Source organism: Acinetobacter sp. ANC_7513, from assembly GCF_056779915.1.
Genome location: NZ_JBWYIW010000015.1, coordinates 26,535 through 40,022 on the forward strand (window position 1 = coordinate 26,535; position 13,488 = coordinate 40,022).

General features: G+C 39.5%; 14 protein-coding genes. 7 read left to right on the forward strand and 7 right to left on the reverse strand.

Annotation, left to right across the window (positions count from 1 at the left end):
• Positions 1–22: 22 nt before the first annotated feature.
• Complete coding sequence (locus AC1M9B_RS13500) at positions 23–352, forward strand: hypothetical protein (RefSeq protein ID WP_481592331.1); 330 nt, start codon at positions 23–25, stop codon at positions 350–352.
• Positions 353–390: 38 nt separating this feature from the next.
• On the opposite strand, the gene AC1M9B_RS13505 is transcribed toward AC1M9B_RS13500, so the two are convergent.
• On the reverse strand, positions 391–819 hold the full coding sequence (locus AC1M9B_RS13505; protein ID WP_481609291.1) for a GNAT family N-acetyltransferase: 429 nt from the start codon (positions 817–819) through the stop codon (positions 391–393).
• Positions 820–840: 21 nt separating this feature from the next.
• Positions 841–2,052: a class I SAM-dependent methyltransferase gene (locus tag AC1M9B_RS13510; RefSeq protein ID WP_481609292.1), complete on the reverse strand. Its 1,212-nt coding sequence runs from the start codon at positions 2,050–2,052 to the stop codon at positions 841–843.
• Positions 2,053–2,155: 103 nt separating this feature from the next.
• Here AC1M9B_RS13510 and trhA point away from each other — a divergent pair, with 103 nt between their 5' ends.
• Positions 2,156–2,794 carry a PAQR family membrane homeostasis protein TrhA gene (gene trhA / locus AC1M9B_RS13515; protein WP_092768508.1) on the forward strand — a complete coding sequence of 213 codons (639 nt, stop codon included), beginning with the start codon at positions 2,156–2,158 and terminating at the stop codon, positions 2,792–2,794.
• Between the two features lie 141 nt (positions 2,795–2,935).
• On the forward strand, positions 2,936–4,246 hold the full coding sequence (locus tag AC1M9B_RS13520; protein WP_035267948.1) for an MFS transporter: 1,311 nt from the start codon (positions 2,936–2,938) through the stop codon (positions 4,244–4,246).
• A gap of 43 nt (positions 4,247–4,289) precedes the next feature.
• Here AC1M9B_RS13520 and AC1M9B_RS13525 read toward each other — a convergent pair whose 3' ends face one another.
• Positions 4,290–5,300 (reverse strand): metallophosphoesterase, encoded by a 1,011-nt coding sequence (locus AC1M9B_RS13525; protein WP_035270000.1) that lies wholly within the window; start codon positions 5,298–5,300, stop codon positions 4,290–4,292.
• 171 nt (positions 5,301–5,471) lie between these two features.
• Here AC1M9B_RS13525 and AC1M9B_RS13530 point away from each other — a divergent pair, with 171 nt between their 5' ends.
• Positions 5,472–7,034, forward strand: a complete 1,563-nt coding sequence (locus AC1M9B_RS13530; protein WP_481609296.1) for a phospholipase D family protein — start codon at positions 5,472–5,474, stop codon at positions 7,032–7,034.
• 34 nt (positions 7,035–7,068) lie between these two features.
• Here the strand turns inward: AC1M9B_RS13530 and AC1M9B_RS13535 are convergent, their stop codons facing one another.
• A complete protein-coding gene (locus AC1M9B_RS13535; RefSeq protein ID WP_481592328.1) occupies positions 7,069–7,863 on the reverse strand; it encodes a lysophospholipid acyltransferase family protein in 795 nt (264 codons plus the stop codon).
• A gap of 378 nt (positions 7,864–8,241) precedes the next feature.
• On the opposite strand from AC1M9B_RS13535, the gene hflX reads away from it, so the two are divergent.
• Genes hflX through AC1M9B_RS13550 form a run of 3 tightly spaced genes read left to right on the forward strand, consistent with a single transcriptional unit; the run spans position 8,242 to position 10,674 of the window.
• Positions 8,242–9,573, forward strand: coding sequence for a ribosome rescue GTPase HflX (gene hflX / locus AC1M9B_RS13540; RefSeq protein ID WP_481592327.1), 1,332 nt, complete (start codon positions 8,242–8,244; stop codon positions 9,571–9,573).
• A 42-nt stretch (positions 9,574–9,615) separates the two neighbouring features.
• A complete protein-coding gene (locus tag AC1M9B_RS13545; protein ID WP_092768555.1) occupies positions 9,616–9,987 on the forward strand; it encodes a hypothetical protein in 372 nt (123 codons plus the stop codon).
• 9 nt (positions 9,988–9,996) lie between these two features.
• Positions 9,997–10,674 carry an LrgB family protein gene (locus tag AC1M9B_RS13550; protein WP_481609293.1) on the forward strand — a complete coding sequence of 226 codons (678 nt, stop codon included), beginning with the start codon at positions 9,997–9,999 and terminating at the stop codon, positions 10,672–10,674.
• 75 nt (positions 10,675–10,749) lie between these two features.
• On the opposite strand, the gene AC1M9B_RS13555 is transcribed toward AC1M9B_RS13550, so the two are convergent.
• Genes AC1M9B_RS13555 through pdxA form a run of 3 tightly spaced genes read right to left on the reverse strand, consistent with a single transcriptional unit; the run spans position 10,750 to position 13,413 of the window.
• Complete coding sequence (locus tag AC1M9B_RS13555) at positions 10,750–11,601, reverse strand: symmetrical bis(5'-nucleosyl)-tetraphosphatase (RefSeq protein ID WP_481592325.1); 852 nt, start codon at positions 11,599–11,601, stop codon at positions 10,750–10,752.
• Positions 11,602–12,414, reverse strand: a complete 813-nt coding sequence (gene rsmA, locus AC1M9B_RS13560) for a 16S rRNA (adenine(1518)-N(6)/adenine(1519)-N(6))-dimethyltransferase RsmA (RefSeq protein ID WP_481592324.1) — start codon at positions 12,412–12,414, stop codon at positions 11,602–11,604.
• Between the two features lie 30 nt (positions 12,415–12,444).
• The gene (pdxA, locus tag AC1M9B_RS13565; protein ID WP_481592345.1) at positions 12,445–13,413 is read right to left on the reverse strand and encodes a 4-hydroxythreonine-4-phosphate dehydrogenase PdxA; all 969 of its coding nucleotides are present in this window, start codon (positions 13,411–13,413) and stop codon (positions 12,445–12,447) included.
• Positions 13,414–13,488 lie beyond the last annotated feature (75 nt).

Here is a 13,488-nt window from a genome sequence, read left to right on the forward strand (position 1 = left end):
TTACCCAACTTGGTATAGCATTATGACTGATCATTCTTCACCAGAAAAATCTCCTTGGGGTTGGAAAGCGCTAATTATCGCGATCATTTTAAGTATTATATTTATGGTGATTTTCTATATAGCCATTGAAAATGAACCTGACTATATGCCAAGTAAACAACGAACAGAAACCAGTGAACATCATGCATTCAAAGCATCACCTGTGATGTCTGAAGAAGCAGCAGCAAAAATAGAAGCCAACAAAGCTGCTCAAGCTAGTGCAACTGAACACAATATGACTGAAGATGAACACGCAGCAATGGGCGAACACAGTCATACACATGATGGTGAATCAGGTTCACATAGTCATTGATATTTGTGATGAAAAAACGGAGCATTGGCTCCGTTTTTTTATTCAAGCTGCATCGTCATATAAACATGAGGAATACCACAATCTAAGTATTCCTTACCTTGGGGCTCAAACCCTAAACGTTGATAAAATGGTAATGCATGAACTTGAGCAGAAAGATTCAAGGTTGGTCGCTTTTCCCTTTGAGCAAACTCAATTATAAATTTCATGAGCTCAAACCCAACACCTTTTCCTCGATAAGCCTTTATGACTGCTACCCTTCCAATACTATGGTTTTGAAGTAGTCGAGCCGTGGCGATTGCCTCACCTTCATGGAAAACAACGAAATGAATCGATGTCTCATCTTCCATATCCCATTCGTCTTCAGGTGAAATTTGTTGTTCCAGAATAAATACTTGCTCTCGTATCTGCATCGCGTAGCACTTTAATTGCGACCATAAACCTACTTGAACATCGAAGACATTACTCATGTGTTAATTCCCAAAGGTGTGTTAGCACTTTTCACCAATATTTTGTTGCTCCCACTCTCCTTTTAGAAGCAACTCTAATGAGTGCTTTTGAATACCATACATATTTTTTAATGCAATTATTTGATCTAACACTTGCTGATCTGGTGCGTTCAAATCTTTGCGCTTGGTGGCTAAAATCATTTTATTTTTGCTGGTATGTTCCAAAGCCACAAATTCAAAAACTTTAGTCTCGTAACCATAGGCTTTTAACAATAGCGCTCGAATTGTATCTGTCAGCATTTCAGCTTGTTGCCCCTCATGAATACCAAACTGCAACATTGGTTTTAATACAGAGGGACTTTGCATTTGAGGTCTCAACTCTTTGTGGCAGCACGGCGCGCACATAATCATTTGCGCATTCAATCGAATACCGGTATGAATCGCAAAATCAGTTGCTACATCACAGGCATGCAACGCAATCATGACATCGAGTTTTTCAGGCGAGTAAGTTCGTACATCTCCTTGGAAAAAATCTAAATGCTTAAAATCTGATTTACGGGCAACATCTTGACAGAATTGAACCATTTTCTCGTTCAGTTCCACACCTGTAACATAAGGATTATAATCATTTTTTTGTAAGTAGTCATACAGTGCAAAGGTGAGATAACCTTTACCTGAGCCAAAATCGACAACGTTGAGCTGCTGATCAACTTGAATTTGGTTTAATGCGCCTGAGCAAATCTCAACAAATTTATTAATCTGTTTCCACTTACGCGCCATGCTTGGAATAATTTGTTCTTTTTGATCCGTAATACCCAACGGTTGAAGAAAATAACTTTCTTGCTCAACAAAACGGTGTTTTTGACGGTCGTGTGATTTTTCAATGATCTTGGAGACTGAAGCCTTTTTACTTTGAGTTAAGATCGATTTTTTCTTATTTTTCTTGAGCTGTAACTCGCTGTCCAATGTAAAAAGATTGGCTTGTTTGCATTCACTAACCAATTTACTCACCAACGGATCAGCTTCATCAATTGGAAAATTTTTGGTCACATCTTGAGTTTTAAAGCGATACAGAACATTCAGCATCCATTCATCTTGTAATCGAATCATGCGTAAAGTCATCTTCTCTAAAGCTTCTATCTCGCCCTGATACTGACTCAGAATCATACGATCAAAACGCTGAGAAGCTAATGCTTGATGAAATGCTTCAAGAAATTGTTGCTCTTGCGGTGTGGAGGATGCCGAAACGGTCATAAACAGTGCCAAAAAAAGAAATGCTATTAAATTTTAATGCGTCTTACGCGAAAAGCAAAATTCAATTACGATACAGATGTATAATTAAATGTGTAAGTGAACAATGAAAGCATCTCCTGCTTCGTATGATCCATTAGAAGAAAAAATTAATTTCATCAGTCATGCCATTGGTGCTGTCTTGGCCGTCATCGGTGCCATTTTATTGATTATAAAAGGTGCTGCTTATCCTATGGCACAATGGATCGGGCTTTGGGTCTATGGACTTAGTTTAGTTCTACTCTTTACGGCGTCTAGTCTTTATCATTTTGCGGAAACACCTGAGCGTCGGGGTTGGTTTAAAAAATTGGACCACACGGCTATTTATTATCTCATCGCAGGAACATACACGCCTTTTCTATCTATAGCTTTACCAACGCAAAAAGCTCACTATTTATTAATTGCACTTTGGGTAATTGCGGCGATTGGCACTTTATTTAAATTGGTATTTATTCACCATTTTCAAAAAATATCGCTTTTTGCCTATCTCGCAATGGGATGGTTAGCATTACTTGTGATCGATGATATGCGCACATATTTATCTGATCAAAGTTTAACCTTCCTTATTGTTGGTGGTCTTGCTTACACCATAGGCGCATTGTTTTATGCCTTAAAAAAGGTAAGATACACTCACGCTATCTGGCATATTTTTGTATTGATAGGTGCAGGATCACATTTCCTGTCTATTTATCTTTACGTGCTATAACCACTTTAACTACATCGTCTAGCAACCCTAACACCGTAGAGCAAGCTGGTATTTCGTATTTTTTTAAGAAATTACGCCTTTTTTAAAAAGATTACGCTATTAAATCTAAGTTTTTTATTTTTAGTAAGTGTAAGGTCTCTCATGGCGTCTAATACAGCATCACAACAAGCTCAGCCCGCAAACTCTAAAACTCGGGTATTAACTGCAAGCCTCGTTGGTACAACCATCGAGTTCTTCGATTTTTATATTTACGCAACAGCTGCGGTCATAATTTTCCCCTACTTGTTCTTTCCAACAAGCACAGATCCTATGACAGCAACGATTCAATCATTAGCAACTTTTGCAATCGCATTCATCGCACGTCCTATCGGCGCCGCACTATTCGGTCATTTGGGAGATCGAATCGGTCGTAAAGCAACCTTAGTGGCAGCCTTGCTAACCATGGGGCTTTCTACCGTTGCGATTGGTTTACTTCCAACCTATGCGCAAATTGGCATTGTGGCACCCTTACTTTTAGCTTTGTGCCGATTAGGTCAGGGCTTAGGTTTAGGTGGCGAATGGTCAGGTGCAGTTCTACTCGCAACTGAAAATGCGCCAGAAGGCAAACGTGCTTGGTACGGTATGTTCCCTCAACTTGGTGCACCTATCGGCTTCATCCTTGCCACAGGCTCTTTCCTTACGCTTGGGGCATTCATGAGTGAAGAAGCATTCATGTCATGGGGATGGCGTATTCCATTTATTTCAAGTGCCTTATTGGTGATTGTAGGCTTGTGGATTCGCTTAAAGTTGCATGAAACGCCAGCATTCCAAAACGTGCTTGATAAACAAAAAGAAGTGAATGTTCCTTTTGTACAAGTTTTTAAAAAGCATTCAAAAATGCTTGTACTCGGAACGATTGCAGCCATTTGTACTTTCGTAGTTTTTTACTTAACCACTGTATTTGCTTTGCAATGGGGTACAAAACAATTAGGTTACTCTCGTGAAGAGTTCCTACAACTTCAGTTGGTTGCAACGCTTTGTTTTGCAGCATTTATTCCCCTTTCTGCAATTTTTGCGGAAAAGTTCGGTCGTAAAACCACTTCGATCGCGGTGTGTGTAATTTCTGCTATTTTTGGTATTTTCTTTGCGGACATGTTGGAGTCAGGAAGCACACTGATTGTGTTCTTATTCTTATGTATTGGTCTTGCGATTATGGGCTTAACCTATGGTCCAATCGGTACAGTACTTTCAGAAATCTTCCCGACATCGGTGCGTTATACTGGTTCGGCGTTAACATTTAACCTTGCTGGTATTTTTGGTGCATCTTTCGCACCTTTGATTGCAACGAAATTGGCAACTGAATATGGTTTGTCTGCAGTAGGCTATTATTTGACGGCTGCATCAATCCTTTCGCTGATTGCTTTCCTCATGATTCGCGAAACGAAACATGATGATGTGAATAATCAAATTTGATGCTTTCAGCTAATAAAAAAACCGGCTTAAGCCGGTTTTTTTATTAGCTGAGCTCAATGATATCAATCATCGGTGGTACTCTGAATCTGAATGGGACACCTACCATGCCAGTACCTACGGACACATAAACATTGGCATGTTCATGCTTATATAAACCACGTTTATGACCCAAGATAGACACTTTTTTCATGATGTAATCTGTCAACCACGGAAGCTCCACTTGTCCCCCATGAGTATGCCCTGACAACATCAACGGATGAGTTGGCAATTTTGGCACCATATCCACCGTATCCGGATTATGTGACAGAATTAACCACGGCTTATCTTGTGGTAAATCAGGCATATCCCGCATGTCAGCCTTACCTGCCCACAAATCCCCCACACCAATCAATCTAAACTCATCAAACTCAACAATCTTACCTTCAATATCCATCACCTGATTTGAAGCTAGCGCATCTTTTAATAATGCCTGAATCGGTGGACCTGGATATTGCTCATCATGATTACCATTCACAGAATAGACAGGCGCTTGAATTTCTCTTAATACTCGGAGCTCTTCTGCCAGCTTATTTTCTGGTTCATAGGTCCAATCACCTGCCACAACCACTAAATCTGGTTGAGCTTGATTAATCTTATTCACGATAATTTTCAGTTGTCTTTCATGCCCAGAAAACAATCCAATATGTAAGTCTGCAATTAATGCCACTTTAATCGGATGTTTAAAGGGTTGCGCCGAACTTAACTTGTAACTCAGGTTATTCACTACTACACGATGTGGCTCAATGAAACGTGCATAAATCAATACACTGCTCAACAAGAAAATAAACACACCTTCATGCAATGAAAATATACCTTGCCAAGTAGCAAAAATACTAAAAAACCACAACGGAACAAGTAAATAAGAAAGATAAAATGCCAAGAGATGAACAAAGGCTTTAAATGGATGTATGGTTTCAGTTCGAGATTGGCTCATCCATGCTTGCGTGACTCCCCAAATAGCGAAGAGCGAGAAAATAATATAGAACGCAGCAAGGATGTTATTTGTTGTCCACATATTCAATCTCTTTCATTAAATCAGACGAATAATCTGAGTGGTTCATTTATCTTTTAAATGGTGCTCTTTATACTTTAGCACATTGAGTTCAAAGAATAGATTATGCAAGCAAATCACATGGAAAAGAATCAATCTCAACAATTGAATCGCCAAAAGAAAACATCTTTTAAAATGCGCTTCATCATGAGTTCATGTTTGATTCTTGCTTTACCCGCATGCTCAACTTTACCCACTCAACAAGCTGTTGCACCTCAATATGCGTATGACATCGACACTCATGACACTTCATTGGCGCAAATTGTCGAACCTTTGAAAATTAAGAATCCTGAATTAACAGGTTTTCATGTTTTATATGATCCAATCGAAGCGATAGCTGCACGTTTTCAATTAATTGAGAAAGCCGAAAAAACACTCGACCTTCAATATTACATTTGGGATAACGACCGTGTAGGTGCATTGGCTCTTTATAAAATCATTCAAGCTGCTGATCGTGGTGTAAAAGTCAGATTGTTAATGGATGATAATAACGCTAAGACGATGGAAAGTATTTATCTCGCGCTGGATCAACATCAAAACATTGACGTAAAGTTATTCAATCCTTATAAATTCCGACGCCTTAGACCCGTTGATATGATTTTGGATCTGAAACGTATCAATCGACGGATGCACAACAAAACGTTTACAGCTGACAATCAAATTACCCTGATTGGCGGCCGAAATATGAGTAATCAATACTACAATGTCAGTGACCGATATCAATTTTCAGATGTTGATGTCATGCTTGTCGGTCATGCAGTAAGTGATATTACACACTCATTTGATGAGTACTGGAATCATGAATATGCCTATCCAGTTAAAAATATTGTCAATCATCAACAATATACATTGCGCTATAAAGGTTTAAAACAGCAACTGCAAGAGCACTTTGATGATGGTGCTGTACGTAGTTATGTTGAAATTACTCGTGAATCTCATGATTTTGATCGTTGGCTCAATCAAGAAATTAAGCTGGATTGGGTGAAAGCAGAAGTCATCAAAGATTCTCCTGAAAAAATCAAAGCGAAAGCTAAGAAAGAAGAACATCTCAACTTTCAACTGGTTGAACGCTTAGAGAAACCAGAAAAAAGTGTCGATATCATTTCCGCTTACTTCGTTCCTGAGCGCAAGGGTGAGCAACGTTTAAGTGCAATCGCACAAGATGGCGTTAAAGTTCGTGTACTGACCAACTCTTTTAAAGCCAATGATGTTGCACTTGTACATGCGTTTTATGCGAAATACCGTCAAGATTTACTGCAAAACGGCGTAGAGTTATATGAGTTCCTCCCTGCTTTGCCAGAAGAATTCCAAAATAAAAATAATATTGAAATTTCTAAGCAGTCCAAAGTGAGCCTTAAAGGGCTGAGTCGCTCAAGCCTGCATGCAAAAATGATGGCTTTGGATGATAAGCAAGTATTTATCGGATCATTTAATTTTGATCCACGTTCAGCCAATTTAAATACTGAAATAGGCGTCATTTTAAACAGCCAGCCCCTAGCGCAAGCTGTGCATAAAACCATGGATCAGAACCTAAAAAAATATGCCTATAAATTAGTTCTAGATTCACAAAATAATATTAATTGGAAACAAGCGACACCTGAAGGTATTAAAATCTATACCAAAGAACCAAAAATGAAATGGTGGCAAAAAGCAAGCTTGAAAGTTATCTCCTGGTTGCCAATCGAAGGATTCATGTAAAAGCAGGGATCATCATGATCCCTGCTTTTACTGATTAAGCTTTGAGTACTTTTTGATGTAATACTTCCAATCCTTCCTGCATTCTGATTTGCACTTCTCTCGTTAAGCTTTCAACTGTATGTCCAGTAACATCAATCGTGGGCAAAGCTGTTAAATGTGCAACGACTTGAGGCATTTCCAATACTGCTTTGAGATGCGCTGTAAATCCAATATTTCCGATAAAGGGAGCAACCTGATCTAACTCCCCCTCTTGATTGACATAACAGATTAAACAAACTTGCACTGGTTTTTGAGCCTCGATAGCTGCAGCTAAAAGTCTTCCATGCACTTTTTTGACTTTAGTTCCATCAGTCGTGGTTGCTTCTGGAAAAAATAAGACAGGAATATTTTGCTTCAAAAATTCTGTGATTTGCTCTTTAATACGGACCGAATCTCCTGAACCTCGGTTAATGAACAGTGTTCCACCACCCTTGGCAAGTTTCCCAAAAATCGGCCAATTTTCAATTTCTGCTTTTGCTAAGAAAAATACACGCGCACTCGAACCTAATACAGGAATATCTAACCAAGAGATATGATTGCTCACCCATAATGCGGGTTCACGAGGAATGTTGCCATGTACTTGTAAATCGATATTAAAAACTTTGCATAAGCGACGGCAAAAATGTTGTACATAGCGAGTATTGTTTGGATTATTCGGATTTTTATACATTTGATGCCTAAAAATTAAATAAAACCCTTCAGTGACAGCAGCAGTACCTGAGATGATTTTTTGGCTATATAGCGCTGTTTTTGAAAATAAATTGAGTTTTTTAGGCTTTAATGTTGTCATAAATTATTTCACTAAATAATAACAGGCGTTATCCACTATAGCTCCATTCTATACTGAGCTCACCAGAGATGCATTGATTATAAAAACCGTATACATAGATTTGAAAATTCAATTTCAATTCAAATACCCAATAAAATATAATTTTTAAATCGAATTTATAGATTTAAAAATTATGCAAACTACAACTCAATCACCATCAAATCAAGTCATTCCCATCTGGTCGGCACTCTTCTCATTGGCATCAATTGTCGGTGGCGTCTTTTTATTTATGCTGGCGTTTATACTTATGTTCAAAACTGCTTTAGGTTAATTTAAATCTATTTCCCTCAATTGTTCAATTTCCTCTACACTAGAGTTTTGATGTGGAGTATTAGCTGAGTGGAAGTTACTGGACAAAATCAAGCAAATGAACGTGCGGTCTTGGTGAGTGTTAATGTCCAAATATTAGAAGATCTTGATCAAGAAGAATTTCGTTTATTGGCCAAATCTGCTGGTGCAGAGATTCTTGAACATATACAAGCTCAACGCATTAAACCTGACCCTAAATTTTTTATTGGTTCGGGTAAAGCTGAAGAAATCGCCGAATTTGTTGCAGCGGTAGAAGCTGATATTGTCATTTTCGATCATTCCCTCACACCATCTCAAGAACGTAATCTCGAGCGTGTTATTAAATGTCGTGTCATCGATCGTACTCGCCTTATCTTAGATATTTTTGCACAACGCGCACGCACACATGAAGGTAAACTACAAGTTGAATTGGCTCAGTTAGACCATCTCGCTTCACGTTTAGTGGGTGGTCGCATGGGCTTAGATGGCCAAAAAGGTGGTATTGGTTTACGTGGTCCAGGTGAAACACAATTAGAAACAGATCGTCGTTTACTTCGTCTCCGCATAACCCAGCTCAAAGACAAACTTGAAAAAGTCCGCCAAACACGAATTCAAGGTCGTGCAGCGCGTCAAAAAGCGTCTATTCCAACAGTGTCTCTAGTCGGTTATACCAACGCAGGAAAATCCACTCTATTTAATATTCTTGCTGAAAGTGATGTGTATGCAGCAGATCAATTGTTCGCAACTCTTGACCCAACTTTAAGAAGATTAAATTGGGATGGCATTGGAACATTGGTCTTGGCTGACACAGTGGGATTCGTTCGCAATCTTGCACACTCGTTAGTAGAGTCATTCAAAGCAACCCTTGAAGAAACACTTGAGGCGACTTTGCTTTTACATGTTATCGATTCAAATAGTCCAGAAAAGCTTGAGCAAATTGATGCTGTTGAAAAAGTCCTAAAAGAAATTGGGGCTCAAGTGCCAATACTACGCGTATACAACAAAATTGATCAAACGGGTGAAAAACCTAAAATCATTTATGCTTCTCCCAATTTGCCTGATCGAGTCTATGTTTCAGCACACTCAAGTCAAGGTTTAGATTTACTGCGACAAGCCGTTCAAGCGTGTTTAATGGGGCAAATACAACAATTTGAACTCACACTCAGACCTGAATATGGCAAATTACGCAATCAACTGTATGAATTAAATGTGATTCAGTCTGAACATTATGATGATCTAGGTCATTTGATTTTAAATATTCAAATTGCGCCACATAAATTAGAGCAACTTATAAAACAAGCACATTTACCAATTGATCAAATTCTTGGTGATAAGGCGCAACAATTTAAAAGACCTTTAGAAGAGTTTGAAATCAAATCATAAATCAGTTAAAACGTGATAAATAATGTTAAAAGTATAATCATGATGCAGTGGATGAAAACGATAGATTGGCCAGCATGGATTGGCACCATAGTGCTTATTATTGGCTTCCGAGAAGGTTCAGTTTGGCTTATGACTCAATTGAATCATCCCGAACTGGGCAATCTTGTCGGGTTGCTTTCCTTACTACTTGTACTGTTTGCTTGGCGTAGATTTGGCACTCTTCCAACCAGAGTTGTCGATGTAAATAATAAAATCATGAAAGAAAGTGCTTTCGCATTTTTACCAATTAGTGCTGGGGCATTGGTTATGTTGGTTCATATGGGTAAAGAAATTCCTCTTTTTTTACTCGTACTCACGTTAAGTACACTTATTCCACTTTGGGTTTACGCCAAAATGGCAAAACGCTGGTTATAGGAGAGAAATATGCTCGCAATTTTAATCGGCTTTGCTATTACGTTATTCGCCTATTTTATTTCAAAACCCTGTAACCGTGTCGTACCACAGGTTCCTGTAATTGTATTCGGGATGTTCTTTGTGATCGTCATCTTACTGATTATTGGTATTCCTTATGATCACTACATGAAAGATGTCAATCCGATTTTTGATCATTTATTAGGATACGTCACAGTGGCTCTCGCGATCCCTCTTGCAGCGATGCGTTATGACGATTTACCACTAAAAGGCATTTTAGGAATATTAGTGTTTGCTAGTGTCAGTGCAGTCGCATTGCCTATGGGCTTAGCCTATTTACTGCATATGGCGGATTCGACCATTATGGCTTTCGCTACACGTGCAGTGACGACACCAATCGCAATTAATATTGCGACCTTACTCCATGCACCAATTAGCTTAGCCATTTTAATCGTCATTTTATCTGGTGTTATCGGCGCAGCTTTTTCACCACTCATACTACGTCATATTAATGATGAGCGTGCCTCAGGCTTAGCACTCGGCTTAGCAGCTCATGCAATTGGGACAGCTCAAGCTTGGCAACGAGGCAGTGTAGCTGGTCGTTATGCTGCATTTGGTATGGCGGTAAATGCAACGTTTACAGCCGTTTGGCTCCCTACTTTTATTCACTTTTTAAAAGCGACCTCTTGATTTACCCACGATTGAAAATAAAAAAGCCACTGATGAGTGGCTTTTTTATTAGACGAAAACGACCTAAAGTAGATTCTATGCAAACATAGGATTATCTACAGCAAACATTTGCTGATCTTCAAGACGATACGCCATTAATTGATTGCCCCAGACACAACCACCGTCAACATTCTGAATATGCGCAGATATTGTTCTGCCCTGTAAGGCAGCCCAATGTCCAAAAATGACTTGATGAGTTTGAGCAGCTTTTGACTCATATTCAAACCATGGCTGATAGCCAGCTGGCATCGGCTCATCTAAAGCATCTTTAAAACTAAATTCGAGTCGTCCCTCTGGATCAGTCAAACGCATACGGGTTAGATAATTCACGATACATCGTAAGCGCTCATGTCCTGTTAAATCATCTGACCATAATGTAGGTTCTTTACCATACATTTCTTTCAAAAATGCATCCAGAACATCAAAATCATCATGCGCAATAACCGCTTCAACCTCTTGAGCAAACTGTTTCACTTGCTCTACTGTCCAAATATGTGGAATACCCGCATGTGTAATGACAATATTTTCATTTGGACATAAACATAAGGGTTGTTTGCGTAACCAGTCGATTAAATCATCACTGTCAATCGCATCAATCACATCACGAGTATTGTCTTTCTCTTTAATCTCTTTAATGCCCCTTGCGCCCGCTAACAAGGTCAAATCATGATTACCCAAGACTGTCGCAGCAACGCCTCGATCGACCAGTTTCTTGATGAAACGTAAAGCGCCAATCGAGTTTTCACCACGTGCGACTAAATCACCCGCAAACCATAAAAAATCCTGATCAGGATCAAATTTGATTTCCTTGAGTAACATTTTCAAAGCTTCAAAACAGCCCTGAACATCACCAATCACGTAATTATATCGAATGTTTTCACCAGCCATTTATGCATCTACCATTTGATCTGCAAGTGCAACAAATTGAGTAAGTGTTAATGTTTCTGGACGCGCCATTGGATCAACACCAGCTTTTTCAAATCCTTCCTCTTGCAACATGCCTTTTAAACTGTTGCGAAGTGTCTTACGGCGTTGTGTAAATACATGGGAGACTAAACGTGCCAAGGCTTTTTCATTCTTCGCCACTATTGGTTTTACATCATACGGCTCTAAGCGAAATACCGCAGAAGTTACTTTGGGTGGTGGGTTGAACGAACCTGGTGGCACTTCAAACAAGAATGTCGGTTTACAGTAGTACTGAATCATGACTGATAAACGACCATATTCTTTGGTATTTGGTGATGCCGTAATACGATCGACCACTTCTTTTTGCAACATGAAGTGCATGTCTTTGACCTTGTCACCAAACTCTAAGAGATGAAATAACAAAGGCGTAGAAATGTTATAAGGTAAGTTACCGACAACACGCAACGGACGACCATCAAACAATTCAGTGAAGTCGTAGCGTAAAGCATCAGTTTCCACAATAGTTAAACGTTCAGGATGCGGTACACGACCGGGTAATCCAGCTGCTAAATCACGGTCTAATTCAATGACAGTCAAAGCATCACATTCACCAATTAAAGGCGATGTTAAAGCAGCAAGACCTGGACCAATTTCAACAATATTGTCACCAGTACGCGGGTTCACCGAACGCACAATTTTGGCAATGACACGTTGGTCATGTAAGAAGTTTTGACCAAAACGCTTACGCGTGTGATGCCCTTCATCTTTCGGGTTTAAGGCATTAATCTGATACATAAAGATTTCCAACGTGTAATTAAGACAAGATCACTGACGCGCTAAATCGAGCGCTAAGTCCACAGCCACATGTAAGCTCGAGCTTTTCGCAAGTCCAGTACCTGCGAGGGAGAGTGCTGTGCCATGATCGACAGAGGTGCGAATAAACGGCAAGCCCAAAGTAATATTAATGGCTTCACCAAATCCTTGCGATTTTAACACAGGTAATCCCTGATCGTGATACATGGCTAAAACTGCATCGGCATCTTTTAAATTTTCTGGTGTAAATAAGGTATCTGCAGGCAGACATAAACTCATGTCTATCCCTTGCGCACGATAGCGTTCAAGTACAGGATTAATCACTTCGATCTCCTCCACTCCTAAATAACCATCTTCACCTGCATGAGGATTTAAACCGCACACCAAAATTTTGGGAGATTCGATTTTAAATTTTGATTTTAAATCATGAATCAGAATGTCGATGACCTGATGCAAGCGCTCAGCTGTAATCGCATCCGCAACCGCACGAAGGGGTAAGTGCGTGGTTGCAAGTGCAACACGTAAGGTTTTGGTTGCCAGCATCATGACCACGCGTAATACACCAGCAAACTCTTGGTAAAACTCAGTGTGACCACTGAAATGAATACCTGCCTCATTGATCACTGACTTTTGTACAGGTGCTGTCGCCACGCCAACGCTTTTACCTGACATCGCATAGTCTGCAGAACGGCGGAGTTGCTCTAAGACATAACTCGCATTTTGAGCATTTAACTCACCAAGTACTACAGTTTCATTTAAAGGAATATGTTCCACATAAAGCTGACCCACTTTTGACGATGTTTGTTGCCCTTGATACTCAATCACTTCAACTTCAAGATGAAGTTTTTCTGCACGTTGCTTGAGCATTTGTATATCAGCAAGCACGACGAGTGGACGCTCATCCAAACGTTGCGCAAGGCTTAAACAGATATCAGGACCAATTCCAGCAGGCTCACCGCTGGTGACATACAAAGGAAGCATAACGATCATCATTCAAGGATTTTTATTATTTTAATACAGATCGAATGTAGGATGTTCAACAATACCAAAATGGTA

Coding starts and splice junctions, on each gene's coding strand:
- AC1M9B_RS13545 (WP_092768555.1), top strand. CDS start 9,616: ATGCAGTGGATGAAAACGATAGATTGGCCAGCATGGATTGGCACCATA.
- AC1M9B_RS13550 (WP_481609293.1), top strand. CDS start 9,997: ATGCTCGCAATTTTAATCGGCTTTGCTATTACGTTATTCGCCTATTTT.
- AC1M9B_RS13530 (WP_481609296.1), top strand. CDS start 5,472: ATGCGCTTCATCATGAGTTCATGTTTGATTCTTGCTTTACCCGCATGC.
- AC1M9B_RS13520 (WP_035267948.1), top strand. CDS start 2,936: ATGGCGTCTAATACAGCATCACAACAAGCTCAGCCCGCAAACTCTAAA.
- trhA (WP_092768508.1), top strand. CDS start 2,156: ATGAAAGCATCTCCTGCTTCGTATGATCCATTAGAAGAAAAAATTAAT.
- AC1M9B_RS13555 (WP_481592325.1), bottom strand. CDS start 11,601: ATGGCTGGTGAAAACATTCGATATAATTACGTGATTGGTGATGTTCAG.
- AC1M9B_RS13510 (WP_481609292.1), bottom strand. CDS start 2,052: ATGACCGTTTCGGCATCCTCCACACCGCAAGAGCAACAATTTCTTGAA.
- pdxA (WP_481592345.1), bottom strand. CDS start 13,413: ATGCTTCCTTTGTATGTCACCAGCGGTGAGCCTGCTGGAATTGGTCCT.
- rsmA (WP_481592324.1), bottom strand. CDS start 12,414: ATGTATCAGATTAATGCCTTAAACCCGAAAGATGAAGGGCATCACACG.
- AC1M9B_RS13500 (WP_481592331.1), top strand. CDS start 23: ATGACTGATCATTCTTCACCAGAAAAATCTCCTTGGGGTTGGAAAGCG.
- AC1M9B_RS13535 (WP_481592328.1), bottom strand. CDS start 7,863: ATGACAACATTAAAGCCTAAAAAACTCAATTTATTTTCAAAAACAGCG.
- AC1M9B_RS13505 (WP_481609291.1), bottom strand. CDS start 819: ATGAGTAATGTCTTCGATGTTCAAGTAGGTTTATGGTCGCAATTAAAG.
- AC1M9B_RS13525 (WP_035270000.1), bottom strand. CDS start 5,300: ATGTGGACAACAAATAACATCCTTGCTGCGTTCTATATTATTTTCTCG.